Annotated in this window: 19 protein-coding genes, 2 pseudogenes and 1 riboswitch; of the genes and pseudogenes, 2 read left to right on the top strand and 19 right to left on the bottom strand. The window is 71.5% G+C overall.

All coding sequences use genetic code 11. The features are described from left to right. Nucleotides 1-13: 13 nt before the first annotated feature. From OG936_RS03155 to bioB, 4 genes are all read right to left on the bottom strand, one after another. Nucleotides 14-691 (bottom strand): class I SAM-dependent methyltransferase, encoded by a 678-nt coding sequence (locus OG936_RS03155; RefSeq protein WP_266744848.1) that lies wholly within the window; start codon nucleotides 689-691, stop codon nucleotides 14-16. A 61-nt stretch (nucleotides 692-752) separates the two neighbouring features. Then, nucleotides 753-1,460 carry a dethiobiotin synthase gene (gene bioD, locus OG936_RS03150; RefSeq protein WP_406492367.1) on the bottom strand — a complete coding sequence of 236 codons (708 nt, stop codon included), beginning with the start codon at nucleotides 1,458-1,460 and terminating at the stop codon, nucleotides 753-755. Nucleotide 1,461: 1 nt separating this feature from the next. Continuing rightward, nucleotides 1,462-2,766, bottom strand: coding sequence for an adenosylmethionine--8-amino-7-oxononanoate transaminase (locus OG936_RS03145; protein WP_406492365.1), 1,305 nt, complete (start codon nucleotides 2,764-2,766; stop codon nucleotides 1,462-1,464). Beyond that, complete coding sequence (gene bioB, locus OG936_RS03140) at nucleotides 2,759-3,967, bottom strand: biotin synthase BioB (RefSeq protein ID WP_406492363.1); 1,209 nt, start codon at nucleotides 3,965-3,967, stop codon at nucleotides 2,759-2,761. The genes OG936_RS03145 and bioB overlap by 8 nt, the downstream gene beginning before the upstream one ends. A gap of 142 nt (nucleotides 3,968-4,109) precedes the next feature. Here bioB and OG936_RS03135 point away from each other — a divergent pair, with 142 nt between their 5' ends. Next, a complete protein-coding gene (locus OG936_RS03135; RefSeq protein WP_406492361.1) occupies nucleotides 4,110-5,252 on the top strand; it encodes an 8-amino-7-oxononanoate synthase in 1,143 nt (380 codons plus the stop codon). Here OG936_RS03135 and OG936_RS03130 read toward each other — a convergent pair. Together OG936_RS03130 and OG936_RS03125 are read right to left on the bottom strand one after the other, a co-directional pair. Continuing rightward, nucleotides 5,245-5,391: a DUF397 domain-containing protein gene (locus OG936_RS03130; protein WP_406492359.1), complete on the bottom strand. Its 147-nt coding sequence runs from the start codon at nucleotides 5,389-5,391 to the stop codon at nucleotides 5,245-5,247. The two genes, OG936_RS03135 and OG936_RS03130, sit on opposite strands and share 8 nt — an antisense overlap. Beyond that, nucleotides 5,388-5,647: pseudogene (locus OG936_RS03125) on the bottom strand (hypothetical protein); the annotation flags it as partial. The pseudogene OG936_RS03125 and the gene OG936_RS03130, both read right to left, overlap by 4 nt. 230 nt (nucleotides 5,648-5,877) lie before the next feature. On the opposite strand from OG936_RS03125, the gene OG936_RS03120 reads away from it, so the two are divergent. After that, a complete protein-coding gene (locus tag OG936_RS03120; protein ID WP_383759518.1) occupies nucleotides 5,878-6,309 on the top strand; it encodes an ATP-binding protein in 432 nt (143 codons plus the stop codon). A 207-nt stretch (nucleotides 6,310-6,516) separates the two neighbouring features. Here the strand turns inward: OG936_RS03120 and OG936_RS03115 are convergent, their stop codons facing one another. The 13 genes and pseudogenes from OG936_RS03115 to OG936_RS03055 all read right to left on the bottom strand — a co-directional run bounded on the left by OG936_RS03115 (nucleotide 6,517) and on the right by OG936_RS03055 (nucleotide 19,212). Continuing rightward, complete coding sequence (locus tag OG936_RS03115; RefSeq protein ID WP_406492357.1) at nucleotides 6,517-6,990, bottom strand: C40 family peptidase; 474 nt, start codon at nucleotides 6,988-6,990, stop codon at nucleotides 6,517-6,519. A 3-nt stretch (nucleotides 6,991-6,993) separates the two neighbouring features. Beyond that, nucleotides 6,994-7,177, bottom strand: a riboswitch (cyclic di-AMP (ydaO/yuaA leader). A 387-nt stretch (nucleotides 7,178-7,564) separates the two neighbouring features. Then, on the bottom strand, nucleotides 7,565-7,873 hold the full coding sequence (locus OG936_RS03110; RefSeq protein ID WP_406492356.1) for a hypothetical protein: 309 nt from the start codon (nucleotides 7,871-7,873) through the stop codon (nucleotides 7,565-7,567). A 7-nt stretch (nucleotides 7,874-7,880) separates the two neighbouring features. Beyond that, the gene (locus tag OG936_RS03105; RefSeq protein ID WP_406500306.1) at nucleotides 7,881-8,516 is read right to left on the bottom strand and encodes an ATP-dependent Clp protease proteolytic subunit; all 636 of its coding nucleotides are present in this window, start codon (nucleotides 8,514-8,516) and stop codon (nucleotides 7,881-7,883) included. 203 nt (nucleotides 8,517-8,719) lie between these two features. Then, the gene (xerC, locus tag OG936_RS03100; RefSeq protein ID WP_406492354.1) at nucleotides 8,720-9,907 is read right to left on the bottom strand and encodes a tyrosine recombinase XerC; all 1,188 of its coding nucleotides are present in this window, start codon (nucleotides 9,905-9,907) and stop codon (nucleotides 8,720-8,722) included. A 132-nt stretch (nucleotides 9,908-10,039) separates the two neighbouring features. Further along, nucleotides 10,040-10,144, bottom strand: a pseudogene (locus OG936_RS03095) (IS5/IS1182 family transposase); the annotation flags it as partial. A gap of 882 nt (nucleotides 10,145-11,026) precedes the next feature. Then, nucleotides 11,027-11,764 carry a 4'-phosphopantetheinyl transferase family protein gene (locus tag OG936_RS03090; RefSeq protein WP_406492352.1) on the bottom strand — a complete coding sequence of 246 codons (738 nt, stop codon included), beginning with the start codon at nucleotides 11,762-11,764 and terminating at the stop codon, nucleotides 11,027-11,029. Beyond that, nucleotides 11,761-15,033: a S41 family peptidase gene (locus tag OG936_RS03085; RefSeq protein ID WP_406492350.1), complete on the bottom strand. Its 3,273-nt coding sequence runs from the start codon at nucleotides 15,031-15,033 to the stop codon at nucleotides 11,761-11,763. The genes OG936_RS03090 and OG936_RS03085 overlap by 4 nt, the downstream gene beginning before the upstream one ends. Then, on the bottom strand, nucleotides 15,030-15,608 hold the full coding sequence (locus tag OG936_RS03080; protein ID WP_406492349.1) for a GNAT family N-acetyltransferase: 579 nt from the start codon (nucleotides 15,606-15,608) through the stop codon (nucleotides 15,030-15,032). Before OG936_RS03080 ends, OG936_RS03085 begins: the two co-directional genes overlap by 4 nt. A gap of 4 nt (nucleotides 15,609-15,612) precedes the next feature. Continuing rightward, on the bottom strand, nucleotides 15,613-16,614 hold the full coding sequence (locus tag OG936_RS03075) for a GNAT family N-acetyltransferase (RefSeq protein WP_406492347.1): 1,002 nt from the start codon (nucleotides 16,612-16,614) through the stop codon (nucleotides 15,613-15,615). Next, nucleotides 16,611-17,138, bottom strand: coding sequence for a hypothetical protein (locus OG936_RS03070; protein ID WP_406492346.1), 528 nt, complete (start codon nucleotides 17,136-17,138; stop codon nucleotides 16,611-16,613). Before OG936_RS03070 ends, OG936_RS03075 begins: the two co-directional genes overlap by 4 nt. Next, nucleotides 17,135-18,277: an acyl-CoA dehydrogenase family protein gene (locus OG936_RS03065; RefSeq protein WP_406492344.1), complete on the bottom strand. Its 1,143-nt coding sequence runs from the start codon at nucleotides 18,275-18,277 to the stop codon at nucleotides 17,135-17,137. The genes OG936_RS03070 and OG936_RS03065 overlap by 4 nt, the downstream gene beginning before the upstream one ends. Then, on the bottom strand, nucleotides 18,271-18,897 hold the full coding sequence (locus tag OG936_RS03060; protein ID WP_406492342.1) for an acyl-CoA dehydrogenase family protein: 627 nt from the start codon (nucleotides 18,895-18,897) through the stop codon (nucleotides 18,271-18,273). Before OG936_RS03060 ends, OG936_RS03065 begins: the two co-directional genes overlap by 7 nt. 48 nt (nucleotides 18,898-18,945) lie before the next feature. Then, nucleotides 18,946-19,212: an acyl carrier protein gene (locus OG936_RS03055; protein ID WP_406492341.1), complete on the bottom strand. Its 267-nt coding sequence runs from the start codon at nucleotides 19,210-19,212 to the stop codon at nucleotides 18,946-18,948. Nucleotides 19,213-19,368: the final 156 nt, after the last annotated feature.

Genomic DNA, 19,368 nt, shown 5'->3' with positions numbered 1-19,368 from the left:
GCGAGCCGACGGGTCAGTCCAGCACGGCCGGCCGCCGGGCCACGCCCAGCACGCAGTCGGACGTGGGCAGCCGGAATCCCCAGTCCGGCATCCTGACCCGCCGGTAGGTCTCCACCGTGAACCCGGCCCTCTCGATGGCGGCCAGGGTGTCGCGCGCCGTGTGACACCCGCCCGCCAGCAGTGGCCAGACCGTACGGTCCAGTGCCCGCTGGGTCGCTGCCATCACCCGGTCATCGGCTCGCACATGCTCGAAGAAGCGCAGCTCCGCGCCTGGCCGCAGCACCCGCACGATTTCCGTGAGCGATCGCTCCACATTCCGTACGGTGCACAGCACCAGCGAGGTGACCGCCCCGTCGAACGCCTCGCTCTTCACCGGCAGGGCCTCCGCCGTGCCCGGCACCACATCCACCGGAATTCCGGCACGCAGTGCCGACGCCACCGCCAACTGCCGCAGGCTGCGCTCGGGTTCGATGGCCACCACCTCCGATACCGCGGGCGGGTAGTGCGCGAAGTTCAGGCCGTTGCCCGCACCTATGTCGATGATCCGGCCGGACAGACCGGCCAACAGCTCCGAGCGCACCGCGGCCAGCCCCGCCCCGGTCTCCGCCGCCACGCTCATCCGGGCGTAGATCCGGGCGAAGACGGGGTGGTGCACCGCGTCCTCCGGGATTTTCGTGCTGCGAAGACGCATGACGGACCTCCTCGACACGGCACTCGACCCGCAAGGTACGGCTACTTCGATTCTCCCCCCGTCACGCACGGCTCAGCCGGTCATCCGGCGACCGATTCCCGCCCAGCTCCGCGGCCAGCCAACTTCCGGCCCGAGCACGGAAAACGGTCGGCTCCAGCGCCCCTGCACCGGCCGGTACCGCACCCAGCAGCGGGGCACCCGCCACCACCGGAAGATCCGACAGATTGCAGCGCGCCGCGAGGTCCGGCTCGGCGGGCATGCTGCCCACCACCACGCCGAGGCACTCCAGCCCCCGGGCCCGCAGGGCCTCCGAGGTCAGCGCCGTGACATTGAGCGTGCCCAGTCCCGCCCGCGTCACGACCAGAACCGGTGCGGTCAGCAGCCGGGCCGCGTCGGCGAGGGTCGCGCCCTCGTCGTCGAACCGGACGAGCAGCCCGCCCGCACCCTCGACCAGCACCAGATCGTGTTCGGCCGCCAGCTTCTGGGCCGCCTCGGCGATCTCGTACGGCCGTACCGGTGGGAGACCGGCCCTGCGAGCGGCCGTGGCCGGGGCCAACGGCTCGGGGAACCGGGCCAGTTCGACCGCGGTCACCTGGCCGCCCGCCAGCCGTACGACTTCGGCGGCATCCCCGGGCTCGCCGGGGGCCAACCCTGTCTGCGCGGGCTTGAGCACCGCGACGCGGCGATCCCGGCAGGCCGCCGCCACGGCCGCGGTCACCACCGTCTTGCCGATCTCCGTGCCCGTACCCGTCACTACCAGAACCGTCATCTCAGCCCTCCCGCGCAGCCGCGCACACGGCGCGGCAGATCCGCGCCACATCGTCGTCACCGGTCACATACGGCGGCATCGTGTAGACGAGATCGCGGAACGGCCGCAGCCACACGCCTTCCCGCACCGCCGCCCGGGTCGCGGCAGCCATGTCCACCTCGTGATCGAGCTGTACGACGCCGATCGCGCCCAGTACCCGCACCTCTCGCACGCCGGGCAGGTCCGCCGCCGGGGCGAGACCTTCCCGCAGCCCCGTACCGATCCGCCGGACCTCCCGCTCCCAGTCCTGGCCGAGCAGCAGGTCGATCGAGGCGCACGCCACCGCGGAGGCGAGCGGATTGCCCATGAACGTCGGTCCGTGTGCCAGCACCGGCACGTCGCCGCGCGAGATACCTTCCGCCACCCGAGAGGTGCACAGCGTCGCCGCCATCGTCAGGTAGCCACCGGTCAGCGCCTTGCCCACGCACATGACATCGGGCGAGATCCCCGTGTGCCCGGCGGCGAACAGCTTCCCCGTACGGCCGAACCCCGTGGCGATCTCATCGAACACCAGCAGCACGTCGTGCGCGTCGCACGCCTCGCGCAGCACCCGCAGATAGGCGGGGGAGTGGAACCGCATGCCGCCCGCGCCCTGCACCACCGGCTCCACGATCACCGCGGCCAGCCGGTCGGCGTGCTCCGCGATCAGTTCCCGCAGATGACGGGCGTACGCGGCATCCGGCTCCGCGTCGAAACCGGCCGGTGGCTCGTCCGCGAAGATCTGCCGGGGCAGCACGCCCGACCACAGCTCGTGCATGCCGCCCTCGGGGTCGCACACCGACATCGGCTGCCAGGTGTCCCCGTGGTAACCGCCGCGCCAGGTCAGCAGCCGCTGCTTGGCCGGCCGCCCGGCCGAGCGCCAGTACTGCAGACACATCTTCACCGCGACCTCGACCGACACCGAACCCGAGTCGGCGAGGAACACATGCCGCAGCGGCTCCGGGGTGATCTCGACCAGCCGGGTGGCCAGCCGCACGGCGGGCTCATGGGTGAGCCCGCCGAACATCACATGGCTCATCCGGTCCAGCTGGCCGCGCGCCGCTTCGTTGAGCACCGGGTGGTTGTAGCCGTGCACCGCCGACCACCACGACGACATGCCGTCGACCAGCTCCTGCTGCCCGTGGGCCGGTTCGGCGAGCCGGAGCCGTACCCCGGACGCGGACTCCACGACCAGTGGCTCCTGACGTCCCGGCATGGGGCCGTACGGATGCCAGACGTGGGCCCGGTCCAGGGAGCGGAGCTCGTCCGGAGTGAGGGCCTCATGCATTGGGAGCGAGATCCGTGCCCGCGCCGCGACGACGCACCGCCACCAGATCCGTGCGTGCTGCCGGAACCTCGCCGGGTTCGGCCACGGCATCCCCGGGCGCGTCGCAGCACGGCGCGCACCCGCCGTTCTGGGAACTGCACCCGCTGTCGTGCGGACCGCACCCACCGTCGTGCGAACCGCACCCGCCCCCCGCCGGCGCACGGTGCGCGGGCAGCGTCGTCGTCCCCGCTCCCTCCACCTCGAAACCGGCGTCCGCGATCATGTCCAGGTCCGCCTGCCCCGCCTGCCCCTCACTGGTCAGGTAGTCGCCCAGGAAAATCGAGTTGACCAGGTGCAGGGCGAGCGGCTGCATCGAGCGCAGATGCACCTCGCGCCCGCCCGCGAGCCGGACCTCCACGTCCGGGCAGACGAACCGGACCATCGCCAGAATGCGCAGGCACCGCTGCGGGGTGAGGTTCCACTCCTTGGCCAGCGGGGTTCCCTCGAACGGGATCAGGAAGTTCACCGGCACCGAGTCCGGGTCCAGCTCCCGCAGCGAGAAGACGACATCGACCAGATCGGCGTCGCTCTCGCCCATCCCCGCGATCAGCCCGGAGCACGCCGAGAGCCCGGCGGCCTGCGCCTGCTGCACGGTCTCCACCCGGTCCGCGTAGGTGTGGGTGGTGGTGATGTCCCCGTACGTCCCCTCGGACGTGTTGAGGTTGTGGTTGTACGCGTCGGCGCCCGCCGAACGCAGCCGGTCGGCCTGTCCGCCGGAGAGCAGACCGAGACAGGCGCACACCTCGACGCCCTCGTTCTGTTCCTTGATCGTCTCGATGGTCTGCGACACCCGGTCGACATCACGGTCCGTCGGTCCGCGGCCGCTCGCCACCAGACACACCCGCTTGGCGCCACCCGCCACCCCGGCCGCAGCGGCCTTCGACGCCTCATCCGGTTTCAGCCAGGTGTACTTGAGGATCTCGGCCTTCGAGCCGAGCCGCTGCGAGCAGTACGAGCAGTCCTCGGGGCAGAGCCCGGACTTGAGATTGACCAGATAGTTCAGTTTCACGCGCCGCCCGAACCACTGACGGCGCACCCTTCCGGCCGCGGCCACCACGTCGAGCAGATCGTCGTCCGAGGTCGCCAGTACGGCGCGTGCTTCTTCGCGGGTCGGCAGCTCGCGCCGCAGCCCCTTGTCCACCAGCGTGTTCAGGAGGTCCATGACGTTGATCCTGGCCTACGGCACGGCCCGCAGCCAAGGAGGAACCGGACAATGGAGCACGCCGATGGTGTGGGTATTGCCACAGCATGACCTGCTGCGCCCCCGGTTAGGGTCTGTGAGCTGCCTACAAAAGGGACCGCTCATGTCCTTCGCCCCGTTCGACTGGATCGACGACGAGGCGCGCCGCCGCGCGGACGCCGGACTCGTCCGTACGCTCCGCACCCGGCCCGCCGAACCAGAACTCCTGGATCTCGCGAGCAACGACTACCTGGGCCTGACCCGGCACCCCGAGGTCACCGCTGCCGCCGCCGAGGCCGCCCGCCGATGGGGTGCGGGCGCGACCGGATCCCGGCTCGTCACCGGCTCCACCGCTCTGCACGCCGAACTCGAAGACGAGCTGGCCGAATTCTGCGGGTTCGAGGCGGCCCTGGTCCTGTCATCGGGCTATGCGGCCAATCTCGCCGCCCTCACCGCGCTCACCGGCCGCGGCTCGCTGATCGTTTCCGACGCGGGCAACCACGCCTCGATCGTGGACGGTTGCCGGCTCTCCCGGGCCGGGACCGCCGTCGTGCCGCACGCCGATCCCGACGCCGTACGCAAGGTCCTGCAGACGCACGAGGGCCGTTCCCTGGTGGTCACCGACTCGGTCTTCTCGGTCGACGGCGACGCCGCGCCGCTGCCCGAACTGGCCGACGCCTGCCGGGTGGAGGGCGCCGCGCTGCTCGTCGACGACGCGCACGGTCTGGGCGTACTGGGGGACGGCGGCCGGGGCGCGCTCGCCGCCGCCGGTCTCGCGGGCGGCGACGGAATCGTCACCACGCTCACCCTCTCCAAGTCCCTGGGCAGCCAGGGGGGAGCGGTCCTCGGTCCGGCCCGGGTCATCGAACACCTGGTCAACACGGCCCGGACCTTCATCTTCGACACGGGTCTCGCGCCGGCCGCCGCGGGCGCCGCGCTGGGCAGCCTGCGGCTGCTCGGCCGCGAGCCGGAGCGCGCCGAACGGGTCCGAGACGTCGCCACCGCGCTGTACGAGCGGCTGACCGCCGCCGGCCTGACCGCCGTGCGCCCCGATGCCGCCGTGGTCTCGGTACGGGCGCCCTCGGCGGACGCGGCGGTGCGCTGGGCGGCCGACTGCCGTACCGCAGGAATCGCGGTGGGATGCTTCCGGCCGCCGTCGGTGCCGGACGGCGTCTCCCGGCTGCGGCTGACCGCGCGCGCCGATCTGACCGAGGAACAGATGGCCGAGGCGGTGGCGATCGTGCGACGGACCGCTCCCGTCACCTGACCGGACCTTGGTGCAGGCCGGAGGCGAAAGAGGTCCAGGCCGCCGCGGAGAACCGCAGCGGCGGCCTGGACACATCCATGGAGTCCCGCACGGCCGGTCGTCCGTCACCGAACGGAGCGGCCTCCACGCAGTTGTTCATCCCCGTGCTGCGGCTGCTGCGCCGCCACCGTAACGATGATCGCCGCGGTCGACCGCGGCGATGAGGTCCAACGAGTGCTGCGGCGACAGCGTGTGCGCCTGCATCGTGCGCAAGGCCGAGCCGTACGCCTCGAGATCGTCTTTCCGCTCCAGATGGAAGGCTACTCGTCACATGGTCGAGAACGGCCGGAGAGACCGGCATATTTGCCGACCGAGAACGGAAGCAACTGATATTGAATGCGGGGAAGTTGAGCCACGGGCCCTGCTGCATCGGCGGTCTTCCTCCCTGTCCCCGCTCCTTCTCCTGCCGAGCGGACAGTGTGACGCCCGCATACGGTTTTGCGGGCAGGGTTCACCGCATTGAGCGACAGACATATGCATATCTTGATGGATCGTCGCCGGAGGGGGCAGCATCAAAGGCAATCTGGCGCGAAGCACAACCGGGACCGAGCGCGAGTCGGTCCGGGTGGGAAAGGGACGGCTCGCCATGGCAGACCATCAAGAAGCCAGTGTCACTCTGCCGAGCGAGCCGGTCTCGGTCGCGGCGGCCCGGAGATATGTGGACCGGGTGCTCACCGAATGGGGACTGGCCACCGACACGGAGTTCGCCGACGGCATCCGGCTCATCGTCTCGGAGCTCGCGACCAACGCCGTCCAGCACACCTTCGGACAGTCGCCCACTTTCACCGTGGACCTGAGACTGGAACGGGAGGAACAGCTGCAGCTGGGAGTGACGGACAGCCACCCGCGTCGGCCCCGGCGGCTGCCCGCCACCGTTCAGCAGGACAACGGACGCGGCATGGTGATCATCCGCTCCCTGGCCAAGGAGTGCGGAGGCCGGCTCACCGTCACCCCCACCGCCGACGGCGGCAAGAGGGTCTGGATCGCGCTCCCATGGAGCATCCCCGTACAGAACTGAGCGGCCACCCGATCCGCCCCGTTACCCGGACAGGCCGACGGCGGACGGGACGGATGGGCTGGTGGCTGCGCCGCCCGCGTGCCGCCCGCGCCGTAGAGGGCGGAGGTGGCGCGACGCTCACCGCGTGGGGGCTGGTCCTGGCGTCCGGCCCCCTGCTGCACGGAAGTCCTCAGCCGCACCGGGCTTGTCAGCGGCGCTGAGACCGCGTCAGCGGACCCGGCCGTAATAGACGTGTCTCGTCCAGATCCTCTCCAGCCGGACCACCGCACCGCTCCTCGGCGAGTGCCAGATCTTGCCGTGACCGGCGTAGATCCCCACGTGGTAGACGCTGTGACCGTAGTGGAAGAAGACCAGATCGCCGCGTTGCCTGTGTGAGGCCGGGATGTGGCGGGTCTTGTTGTACTGCTGCTGGGCCGTGCGGGGGAGCTTCTTGCCGGCCTTCTTGAACGAATAGGCCGTCAGTCCCGAGCAGTCGAAGAGGTTGGGGCCGGTGGCCCCCCACCTGTACGGCGATCCCTTCTTGGACGCGGCGACCTTGAGTGCCTTCATGGAGAGAGTCGCCGCCTGGGCCTCCGTCGCGGCGCCCGGGACGAGCATGGTGCCGCCGACGGCGGCCAGAGTCAGAACCGAGGCCGTACCGGCCCGGGCGAGCAGAGACGGGACATGAACCTGCGCAGTCATGCGCAACCCTTCGTCAGCCGCCTGTGAAGGATGACCTGTCGGGTTCGGGCTGGCGAAGTTGCCCGGCCGCGCTCGGCGGCTTCACCCCGAGGGCCGACCGGTGATCCGGTCGACCCGTTGTGCTCGGGTCCTCCACTCCTGCCGATCCACTTCTGTCGACCAGACATCCGGACGGCGGCAGGACTCGGCGTCCGCCCGGACCGCCCCGTCGCTGTGGCGGGGGCTTGTCGTCCCACGGATCTTGACTCACCGACTGCCGGATTTCCGAGAATAAGCGACGAATTGTGAGGCTCCTCACGGCTGACCCGTTCGGGTGGAGCCGACGATTCCGGGAACGCCGACGTTCATGCGGACCGGTCCCGTACCAGGGGCGGAATCATGGATTCCGCTCGTTGGCCACCGGGAGCGCGCAAGTGGAGAAATATCTCGCGAGAAGGACTTTCTACGCCGAAAGAGCTAGGAATTTCGATGTGACCACCGGGCGTGTCGCGAAGGGGAGTTGGGTGCCTCCGGCCGGGGGCGGGTTGCGGGGGAGCCCGGCTGGTCCCGGCCGGCCTGGCGGAAAATCGGTTGATCAACTCGTCGGATCGGGGGGTACGGTGACGCGTCCGGCCCGCCGTTCCCCGTCCAGCACCCGTAGCGCCCGGGCCAGGGTGGCGGCGTGGATCCGTGCTTCGCCGCGCTCGTGCATCAACGTGAGGGCGTCCCGCAGCGCGGCCGCCCGTGAGGCCAGTGCCTGTGCGGCCCGCAGTGCGGAGTAGGTGTCGTCGCCGCGGGCCGGGTTGATCCGGCCCAGTTGGTCGAGGACTTCGAGATAGCGGTCGATGAACTCGCCCTCGGCGCGTGTCAGTGCGGGCAGTGGTGGCAACTCCGTTGCTCGCATCGGGCGTTCACCGCGCGCCGTGCGGCGGGAGCGACGACTTCCGGTTCTCCATGACGTGGTCCACCAGGCCGTATGCCTTGGCGCCGGGGGCGTCGAGGATGAGATCGCGCTCGATGTCGGCGGCGATCTGCTCGGCGCCGCGGCCGGTATGGCGGGCCAGCAGCGTGGTGAGCATCTCGTGGACCCGTTCCAACTCCTGCGCCTCGATCTCCAGATCGGACGGCTGGCCCTGCACCGGCTCGGTGAGTGCGGGCTGCTGTACGACGACCCGCGCCCCGGGCAGCGCGTGCCGCCTGCCGGGAGCACCCGCCGCGAGCAGTACCGACGCGCAGGAACCTGCTTGGCCGAGGCAGTAGGTCTCCACCTCGCAGGTGAGGTACTCCATCGTGTCGTAGATCGCCGACATGGCCCCGAACGAGCCGCCGGGGGAGTTGATGTAGAGGGAGATGGGCCGGTCCGGGGCGGCGTGTTCCAGATACATGAACTGGGCGACCAGGTCATTGGCCGCGGTGTCGTCGACCGGGGTGCCGAGGAAGACGATCCGTTCGGCGAGCAGCTTGGAGTACGGGTCGAGGGTGCGGGTCCCGTTGGTCGTGCGCTCGGTGAACTCGGGCAGCACGTAGCGGGCGGCAGGACGGAACAGCATGAACGATGCCTCTCTTCCGGGATCTGTACGGGATTCGCGTGAGCTGACTCTGCGCGAGCGCCTGTAAAAAATGTACAGGACGTACAGAAAATTAGGATGCGGGGCACATCCTAGTGATCCACTAAAAGTCCCAGGTCAGAGGCTGTTTTAGCTGTTCGCCGAGGGCGGGTATCTCACAATCCGTCACGACGTCTTGATCATCAGGCTGCTTCGCCCTCACTGAAACCGAGTAGAGAAGTGAGGTGGTCCGAGGCGACGCGGAGGTCCTCGGGGCTCGGGCGGACGTATACCCGCTTGGTGAAGTTGGCGTTGGCATGCCCGGCCCATGCGGCGAGGGCGACGTCCGGCACGCCGTTGACGGCAAGAAACGTGAGGCACGAGTGGCGCGCCTCGTAGAGCCGGACCTTCCGCAGCTCCAGCTTCCGCTGCAGGGAGTACGCGGCCTCACGCAGGTGGCGAGTCGTGAGCGGCTGGCCGAGGCGGTCGACGAACATATAGCCAGAGCGCTGATAGGGCGCGCCCATTGACATCTGCTCTACCTCTTGCGTCGCCTGAAAGGCGAGCATCGCCTGCTTCACCGGCAGTGGCAGCGGCAGTGTGCGCTCGCCCGCCTCGGTTTTGGTGTCCTTCTCCAGCACCCGGGCGTTGCCGATCATCGTCCTGGTGTTGGCGATGACCAGTGTTTCGGCGTCGAAGTCGATGTCCTCCCAGCGCAGACCGGCGACCTCAGCGGGACGCAGGCCCATGAGGCTGAGTATCAGCGGGGCAAACAGGCGTTCGTCCTTGATGCCGTGAAGGAAGTCCTCGACCTCGACGACGTTCCACGGGGCGGGACGCTTGTTGGTGCGCTTGTCCTCCTTGCGGGCGCGGCGAGGGATCTTCACGTACTCGGCGACGTTGACATGCACCAATTTCCGTACGACGGCCCGACCGAGGGCCTCTTTCAGACGACTGAGCACCCCTTGGGCCGTCGAGGGGCGCAGTCCTGTGCCGGCTTGGCCCCCGCGCCTGCGGGCGTCGACGAGTAGCCAGGCGACCATGGACTCGACGTGTTCCTCCGTCAGTTCCTGCAGGCGCATATGGCCGAGGTAGGAATGCACGTGGACCAAAGCGTTCTTGTACCCCTGGACCGTGCTCTCCTCCAGGTCCTCGGCCTTCTTGGCCAGCCAGATGTCGAGCCACTCGGACACCGTGATCTTGCTCGGCATGACGTACATGCCCGTCGCCCGCTGATTGCGGATGCGGGCGATCTCGTCACGCACCTCTGTGGCAGTGTCCATCGTGACGGTGCGCTGCTTGCGCTTGCCTTGGGCGTCATGGCCCATGTCGACGACGGCGCGGTAACGGACCTTGCCGCTCTGCAACGTGACCTTCTTGATCTGCGGCATGTACCCCCCTTGACTGGCCTACTTCGGCGGCTTCCTGAAGTGCCTACGGTAAGCCGCGATTCCTCCTGCCCGGGAGGTCTTACGCCTGGTCAGGCCCGCACGGCCATGCTCCCGTCATAGATCAGTGAGAGGGTCCGGGATACGCGGGTTGTGGCAACCCAAGGGGTGAGTGTCCTCACGATCCGGCAGCGAGGCGAGGAACTCCTCGCGGATCGGGGCAATGATGGATGCAGGCACGACGGACGGCGAGCCTGGAGCAACGCATCCCCGCCACCCGAACTTCAAGCCCTGATCAACGCCGTCGGCGCAGGCCACCCACTCGATCTCTACTCCCCGGTCCAACAAAACACCGCTGGCGAAGTGGTCTTTGTGAAGGGGATTGATCTGGGCCTTGCGGGTCGGTCCAGCTGGTGGCACCCCCGGGTGTGGACAGCCGTGAAGCCCTGGCAAGACGGTTCTCACCACATCATCCTCGTCGGCCGAGCACCAGCAGATGTCAGTGGAAGCTCTTTCGGACAGTAGCGACCAGCGACCCGGGAATGATCGATGTCATGCGACTGCCGCTCCACCGCCTGGGCGATCGACAGGGCAATACGGCTCGGAGGATGGTCCACGCTCTTTAACCACGGAACCGGTAACTCGTACGTGGGCACTGTCAAGTTGAGTGAGTGGTCTCCGGGCTGGGATGGTGGCCGGGTTTGTTGATCGTGCTGGGTCGGCTGCGGCCGCGCGGCCCCGGCCACGATCCGGGCCAGGTGGCGGTCGACCTGACGGTGATGCTCGCCGACGGCGGCGAGGCAATCGCCGATCTGTCCCTCCTGCGTGACCAGCGCGAGGTGTTCGGTCCGGTGGCCTCCACCCCCACTGCACGGCGCGTCCGGGCCGACATCGACACCACCGCACTCGCGGCACTGTGCACGGCCCGCGCAGTAGCCCGGGAGACCGCCTGGCTGCAGGCCGCCGAGACCCGGCGTGGGATACCGGTCTCCCACGCGGGCGGACGCGACCTGCCCTGCGCGCAACACCACGGACTGGCTCGTCGACGCGGTCTCCCGCGTCGAGACCTACGCGGTCGCCTGCCCGGTGACCCCGGTTCTGCCCCGGGACGCCGTCAGCGCATCAGCGAGACGAATGCCTCTCTTGGCGGTGTCGGAGCGCGGTCAGCGGCTCGGAGGTGGCGAGCGCCGCGGCGTGACCGGGCGGCGCCGGGAGGTCGGTCAGCCAGGGCGCGGAGAGGGGCCAGTCGGGGACGCCCGGCGCGGTGGCCCGGGGGCCGGCGACGTCGATGAGGACGGGCGGGGCGGCGAGGCCGTGCCCGGTGAGCTTGATGGCGGCTTCCTTGCGGGCCCATGCGGTGAGGAAGGCGGCCCGGCGGGCGTCGTCGGGGAGCCCGACGTGGGCGCGGTGCTCGGCGGAGGTGAGGGCGGTACGGGCGAGACCTTCCAGGTCGCGGTGCGGGGCGACGGTGTCCAGGTCCGCGCCGACGCGCCCCGAGCCGACCACGGCGATCAGGAGCCACTCCTCGGAGTGGGAGACCGAGTAGTCGAAGGGAGCACCGGGGACGCGGGGGCGGCCGTGCGAGGGATGGTCACAGCGCTCGCAGGCGCGGACCGTGTGGACGGTCTCCGGGGGGACACCGAGGTAGCGGGCGGTGATGAGGCGTTGCGCGGCGCGGGAGGTCACGAGCGAGGCGCCGGAGGGTGTGGCGCCGAGCAGGGTGAGACGGTCGCGTTCCCAGGAGGAGAGGAGCGGTACCCAGGCGGGACGGTGACGGATGGGCAGGAACCAGATGTCGCAGACGCCCGGGGCGGGCGGGGCGAGCGGAGCGGTTGTGCCGAGGGCGGGCCCGGAGGTCATGGAGTCTCCTGGGGGCGGCGGGCACTGGGCACGAGAGACGGGCGGCCGTCCGCGTGCGGGGCGGGCGCGAGGACCGGGGCGGTCAGGGGCGGCAGGGAGCCGAGCAGGTGGGTGACAGCCGTGGAGAGCTGCGGGTCGGGGTGCGGGAGGTCTGGTCCGGCGGGCGGCAGCTCGACAGTGATGTCGGGTTCCACACCGCGGTTCTCCAAGCCCGTTCCGACACCGGTGAGGTGGTAGCAGAACTCCGGCTGGGTGGTGAGGGTGCCGTCGACGAGACGGTGCCGGGGCCACGTGGCGATGGTGCCTCCCCAGGTGCGGGTGCCGATCAGCGACCCCAGGCCGCGGGCGCGGAACATGTGACCGAAGATCTCGCCGTCGGAGCCGGTCTGCTCGTTGACCAGCGCCACCATCGGGCCGTGCGGCGCTTCCAGCGGGTACGGCACCTCGCCGCTCCAGCGGCTGTGCTCGACCCCGGCGCGGCGGCGGGCGAGCCGGTCCAGGATCATCGGGGAGGCGCTGCCCCCGCCGTTGTGTCGGACGTCCACGATCAGCCCGTCGTGGTCGAGGCCGGTGAGGAACTGGCGGACGAAGTCGGCGTACCCCGTGTGGAACATGTCGGGTATGTGGAGGTAGGCCAGCCGGCCGCCGGAGGCGTCGTCGACCCAGCGGCGATTGGCCTCCACCCACTCCACGTACCGGGCGCGTCCCTCGTCGCGGGCCGCGCGCACGGTGACCCGCCGGGGGGCCGCGCCGGGGCGCAGCACCGTCAGCTCCACCTCACACCCGGCCAGTCCGGCAAGCGGTTCGCCCGGGCCGAGCGGGCCGACGGGGTGACCGTCGACAGCGACGACCTCGTCGCCGGCGCGGATGTCCACGCCGGGCAGGCCGCAGGGGGAGGTGGCCTCCGGGTTCCACGGCTCGCCGCGGACGACGCGGGCGATCCGCCAGCCACCGCCGGGCCCGGTGGAGGGCTCCCAGTCGACGCCGAGGCGGCCGGGGCCCCCGCCGGGACCGGGCGGCCGGCCGTGGTCGCCGCCGCGCTCATAGGCGTGCGAGGTGGCCAGTTCGCCCTGCAACTCCCACAGCAGATCGGAGAGTTCGGACCGGGTGGCGACCCGTGCGAGCAGCGGGAGGTAGCGGTCGTGGACCGCCTCCCAGTCGACGCCCGACATCCCGGAGTGCCAGAAGCCCTCCTTCTGCAGCCGCCACGCCTCCCGGTACATCTGCCGCCACTCGGCGGCCGGGCGGAAGGGGACGGTCACCCGGGCCAGGTCGATCCAGCCGGTCTCCCGGCCGGGCGGGGAAACGATGTTGTCGTAGTCCTCGACGTCGGTCCTGGGCACTCCGGCGGGCACCACACGGATACGGTGCTCGTGCCGGTACAGCAGGAACGCGCCCGAGGGGTCGGTGTCCGTCTCGTCGACGGGGGAGAGGTAGTCCTCCGTGGTCTCCCCGGTGGCGAGTTCGACCACGGTCACCGTGCCCTCGCGGGTACGGCGGCGGTCCTCGGGCCCGTCGGCGGCCGGGCCGGCCAGTGGCACGCCGAGCACCAGCACGGATTCGGGCAGGCCGCGCACCGCCGCGTACCGGCCGTGCGGGAGCGGCAGCGCAACGACGCGGCCGTCCACTCCGTCGAGGTCGATACGCACCTCCACCGGCTGCTCGCCGTCGGCCTCCGGGGCCGGTGCGCCGGTGAAGGGCGGGGGCGTGCCGGCGGTGAGGAGGACGGCGTAGGGACGGGTGCCGAGGGGGAAGCCGACGTCGAACTGGACCTGGTCGTACTCGGGCAGCAAGTCGCGCTGGCCGAGGAAGTACAGGTAGCGGCCCAGCGGGTCGAAGGCAGGGGCGAAGTCGCGCAGCACGGGGGAGGTGAGGTGTGCGGTGCGGCCGGTGGCGGGCTCGGCGACCTTGACGGCGGTGGTGCGCCGCGTGCCCGGGAAGGTGTACGCGAGCCAGCGGCCGTCCGGTGACCAGGCCAGGTCCTCGATCCTGTCGTACGGGCTGCTGTCCAGCAGGCGGGGCTCCGGGTGGGCCGCGTCGGTGTCGACGCTCCACAGCTGCTGCCGGTTGGTGGCGAACGCTACCTGCCCGCCGACGGGGGCGGCGGCCAAATCGGTGACGTAACCGATGTCGCCCAGCGGCAGGGAGTCGAGCTCCGCCCCGCCCTCGGCGGGCAGCAGGACGAGCCGCTCGCCGGGGGCGTCGTCCCCGGCCGCGGCGACCAGACGGGTTCCGTCGGCGAGCCATTGCGGCAGCCGGTAGCGCACCCCGTCCGGGGTGCCGTGGCGGCGGACCGGGCCGTCGAACGGGGCGAGGGTGAACACCTTGCCCCGGGAGGCGACGACGAGACGGGAGGCGTCGGGGGAGAGCCGGGCATGGTCGAGGTCTCCGGCGGCGGACACGATCCGGCGCTGGTGCTGCGCACCGGAGGGGGTGACGGTGACCGGGACCGGACGGTCGCGGCCGTCGGGGTCGGCCGGGTCGAGCAGACGCAGTCGCGCGCCCTGGTGGTAGACCAGCCGCTCTCCGTCGCCCGTCAGCCCGCGGACGTAGTAGTCGGTGTGGTGGGTGTGCCGGGTCAGGCCGGAGCCGTCCGGGCGGCAGGAATGGACGTTGCCGGTGCCGTCGTGGTCGGAGACGAAGTAGATCCGGTCGCCGACCCAGCACGGGAACGCCGGGTTGCCCGGGGGGAGTTCGAGGCGGCGGAAGGAGCCGGACCCGTCGGCGTCCACCCACAGCTCGCCCGCCGCGCCACCCCGGTACCGCTTGCGGCGGGCCGGGTCGGCGAGGGAACGGCCGATCACCACCCCGCCGTCCGGGCCGTAGGCGACGGAGGCTGCCGGACCGGCCTCCAGCAGGCGCGGCGGGCCGCCGCCGGGGCCGACCGCGAACAGCCGGCGGCCGAAACCGGTGGGCAGCCCGGCGGTCGCCGCGTAGACCACGTCGCCGGTGCGCGGATGCCAGCCGAGGACCAGGCAGTCGCCGGCCTGGCTGGTGAGACGGCGGACCGGGCCGCCGCCGACGGAGATCACACACACCTCCGGCGTGCCCTCGGGAGCCGCGGTGAACGCGACCAGACGGCCGTCGGGGGACAGCCGCGGCCCCGAGCACGGCCCGGCCCCGCCCGCGGTGAGCCGGCGGGCGGTGCCACCGGCGGCGGGCACCGACCACAGGTCGTCCTCGCAGACGAAGACCACCAGGTCGCCCACGAGGGTGGGCTGCCGCAGATAGCCGGACCCGTCGGACGGGGTCGCGGCGGGCGCGGTCATGGGGCGGTCCGGCTTCGGATGCGGTCGGCGATCTCCCGCCGGCGGCGCGCGGCCTCCTCGGCGCGCTGTCGCACGTCCTCCTCGTTCTCGGTCCAGTAGCAGGCGGTCCGCCACTCGCCGACCGTGTAGGAGTCGTACGCGCAGCGGACCTGCCGCTGCTCCGCCAGCTCCCGGGCCGCCACCAGCATGGTGTTGTGTTCGAGGACCTGGCTGATCACCACCCGCATGTTCAGCTCCTCCCGCACATGGGTGTGGGCGGCGGCCACCGCCGCCGCGCCGAACGGGCCCCGGTGGCTGGGCAGCACGCCGAAGGACAGTTCACAGGTCTGGCTCCGCCAGTCGATGGAGGTGATCCAGGCGAAGCCGATCGGATCCCCGCCCCGCCCGCACATCGTGAAGAACCGCCACTCGGCCTGTTCCTCGGTGATGGCGCGGTGCTGCCGCTTCGTCAGGGCGTCGTCGGAGCTGCTCACCGCGAAGTCGGTGAGATTGGCCTGGAACCGGGACTCGCGCAGCAGTGCGGTGCGCAGCGGGATGTCCGCCTCGGTGAAGTGACGGACGGTGACGAGCGCCATGGAGTCATCCCTCCAGCGCGGTGTGGGTGAAGTGGTGGACGAGGACGTCGTGGTAGCGGCGGGTGAGGAAGAGATGGCCGGGCAGGACACCCGCCCGGGTGAATCCGCAGGCCTCCAGCGCGGGGAGGACCGGCGAACCGGCGCGGGTCTCGGCGGTGAAGGAGGTGCACCGGCGGTAGGTGTGCAGGAAGGACAGCAGGGCCCGCAGCGCCACCGGATCGGCCGAGGTGGTGGCCACGGTCGCCTGACGGGGCTGCACCGGGTTGACGGCGCAGCCGAGCAGCGCCTCGCCGTGGCGCAGCACCGTCAGGCCCCGGCGGGTGATCTCACGGGCCAGCAGCGCGGTGTTCTGAGTGACCGGGTCCAGGTCGAGGAAACCGCGCACGGCGTCCTGGGGAGCCTCGCCCAGCAGCCGCGCCGCGGCGTCGGGGGACAACTGCTCCAGTGTGGCGGGGACGGTCGTCCCGGTGGTCGCGTCGTCGGTCACCGTGGTCGCGTTGTCGGTCACGGCGGCCGCGGTGTCGGGGCGGGACACTCCCCAGATCTGGCGGCTCACCGGTCGGCCGTCGAGCCAGAGCGCCTGCGGGATCTCGGCCTCCGGGGCCAGACCCGCCGCGCGCAGCGGTGGTACGCCGTCGGGCCCGGCCGGGGTGTACCAGCCGTGCACGCGGCGCAGGTTGAGCCAGGAGAAGGCGTGGACGAGGGCCGCTTCGAGGAGCGGGCCCGCGAGATGGGACGCCTCGCGGAGCAGCCCGGTCTCGAGCCTGGCCCGGCGGTGCACCCAGTTCAGCTCGGTGAACCGGACGAAGCCCACGCCGTCCACGACACACAGCTCGTCGTCGGGGCGGCCGGCCGCCGGGGCGGGCACGGACGACGGGTCGGCCAGCGGCGGCCGGTCGGGGTCGGGCAGGCCGAGGAGCTCGCCGGGCAGCCAGCCGCCGGAGAGCAGGGGCAGGTCGGCCGAGCGGTATCCGCGCAGCCGCAGGGCGGTGGTCAGGGTGGTCACGACACGGGCTCCCAGATACGGGAGAAGAAGACCTGCCCGCGGCGGCGGCCGTCGCCGACCGTCATGCCGGGCAGGACGCCCTCCTCGGTGAGGCCGGCCAGCCGGGCGGCGGCCAGACCGCGTTCGTCGTCGTCGCCCACCAGCACCGCGAGCCGGACCAGCTCACGGTGCCGGCGCAGCCCGCGGATCACCTCGTGGTACGCGGACCCCCAGACGGCGAGCGGCAGCCGCGCGGTGAGGCGGAGCTGGAGCATCAGATGGCAGGCGTGGTCGGCACCGGAGTTCTCGACGGCGTAGAGCCCGACGGGCACGCCGTCGGCGAGCAGCAGACGGGCGTCGTCGAGGAGGGAGAGGACCTCCCACTCGGCGAGGACGTCGGACCGCACGGTACGGAAGCGGAAGTCGGGCTCGGTGAAGAAGTCCAGGGCCGCGGCGTGGTCGGCCTCGGTCACGTGCCGCGCGGACCAGACCGGCGGCGGCGCCTGCGGGTCCGGCCGCACGGCCTCTTCGGCGGTGACGGTCATGGTCTGGCCCTCCGGGAGGCGATGTCGCTGGTGATGTGGAGGCGCTGCATGTTGCTGGTTCCGTCCATGAACTCGAAGGCCCGCACGTCCCGGCACCACTTTTCCAGCAGCGGGTGCTCCTGGAGCGCGCCGGGCCCCAGGGCGCGGGCGGCCCAGTGGGCGGTGCGCACGGCCAGGTCCGTGACGTGGAGCTTGGCGGCGGAGGGCGGCCGGCGCGTGTCGGGGTCGTGGTCGACGGCGGCAGCCGCGTCGTAGAGCAACTGGCGGGCGGCGTCGAGGCGGGCGGAGACGGTCTCGTGGCCATCCCAGCGGGGGCGCTGCTCGACCACGTAGTCGCGGGTGCCCAGGGCGGTGCCCAGGGCGAGGGCGGCGACCTGCAGCCGCATCGCGTTGAAGGTGCGGCCGATGCCCCACAGGCCGCGCCGGGAGGCGGGCAGGTGCGCGCCGAGCAGCATCTCGCGCGGCACGTGCACGCCGTCGAGGCCGAGACGGCAGATCCGCGCCCCGCGCAGGCCGATCATGTCGAGCGGCTCGGCGGTGAACCCGGGGGCGGGCAGCGGGATCAGGGCTCCCCTGATGGACAGCGGGCTGCGTCCGGTGCGGCCGAAGACCACGCCGACCGAGGCCCGGGAGGCGTTTCCGACATAGCGTTTCGCGCCGGTCAGCAGGTAGCCGTCGGCCGGGTCGGGCAGGGCGTCGAGCCGGGTCTCCATGGCGGTGGCGTCGCTGCCGTGGTCGGGCTCGGTCATGCCGAAGCACGTCCACGAACGGCCGTCCGCGATGGCCGAGTAGAACAACGCGCGCTGGGTGTCGTCCCCGAGGGTGTCGACGGCCGCTCCGGCCAGTGAGGCCCCCGTGTTGGCCGCGACGACACCCGCGTCCCCGCGGGCGATCTCCACCCCGGCGACGACTCGGGACAGACAGCCGTCGGCGAACCCCCGGTCGTCCGGCATGTCCGGGGTACGGAACTCCTTCGGCGTGGTCGCCGCCCGCATCAGGGCCAGGACCGCGGAGTCCAGGTAGGCGGTGGAGCCGCCGGGGTCGTCGTCCACCGCCAGGGCGTACCGGCGAAGTTCGCGGCCGGCCTCGCGGCAGACGTGGCGCAGTTCCCGCAGCGGGGTGTCGGACAGCTTCAGCACGGCGCCGGCTCCTTCACAGCGGTGTGGTTCCGGTCGAGCCAGCTCTCCGCGATCAGCCAGGCCACGTACCCGGCACGGGCCGGGCCGTCGGCGAGGAAGCCGGCCGCGCCGAGGAGCTTGGCCGCCTCCCAGTCGAGGGCGGTGAGCCGGTCGTGGGCGTCGACCACGGCGGCCGGGAGGTGCCCGGCCACACGCAGCAGCCGCAGCACGGCCTCCAACTCGGTGTGCACGTCGGCGACGACGCCGCGCACGAGCTGCTTCTGGCTGAGGAGTTCGCCGCCCGCCGAGCGCCGGGAGAGGTGGGCGACCGCGTCGTCCAGCAGCCTGCGGGCCACTCCCGCCCGGGCGGCCGCAAGGTGCGCGGCCAGCGTCCAGGGGTGGGGGGCGTCCGTGGGCTTCGGGGCCGGCCCGGACACCGGCCAGCGGACGAAACCGACGCCCTCCAGGGCCGCCAGCCGGTGGGGCACCACCTCGGCGTCCGGGGGCACGTCGCCGGAGGGCAGCGCGCCGACGCCACCCGGGGGCGGGCCGGCGTCGGCGGTGGCCAGGGCAAGCGCCAGGCCTCGGGCCGGACCGCCGTCGTAGGCCGCGGCCTCACATGCTGTGATCGTCTCGCTCATATCGGTCCTGTGGTCGCTACGGGTACCGGATGCCGGGGACGGACGTCGTCATCCCGCGGCGCGGGCGAATTCCAGACGGTCCTTGATGTAGTCGGCGAAGGCTCCGGCGGACTGGAAAACCTCCGGATCGAGGGTTTCCGGATCCGCCTCCAGGCCGAGAGTGTCCTCAAGGCTCATGAGTAACTCGACGAAGCGCATGGAGTCCATTTCCAGGTCCTCGAGAATCCTGGTTTTTTCGTCGAATTCCGGGAGCGGACGGCCGAGAATAACGGTGAGGGACTGGCGAAGATGCTCGATTATTTCGGCGCGATCCATCGGAAGTTCCTTTCCTGAAGAGCGGTGCGACAGCCGTGGAAGGGTACGGCGAGCGCAGCCCGCGGGCGCCGACTCTTTGTGGCAGTCGGCGTCCGCGGGCCGGCTCTCGGCATCAACTGCGAGCCGGGCGGTACTTCGTTGGTCAGGCAGCCTTCG

The sequence above is a fragment of the Streptomyces sp. NBC_00846 genome (assembly GCF_045207325.1).
GTDB lineage: Bacteria > Actinomycetota > Actinomycetes > Streptomycetales > Streptomycetaceae > Streptomyces.
Note: the sequence above shows the minus strand (reverse complement) of the source record. Positions and strands in the feature narration are given on the sequence as shown.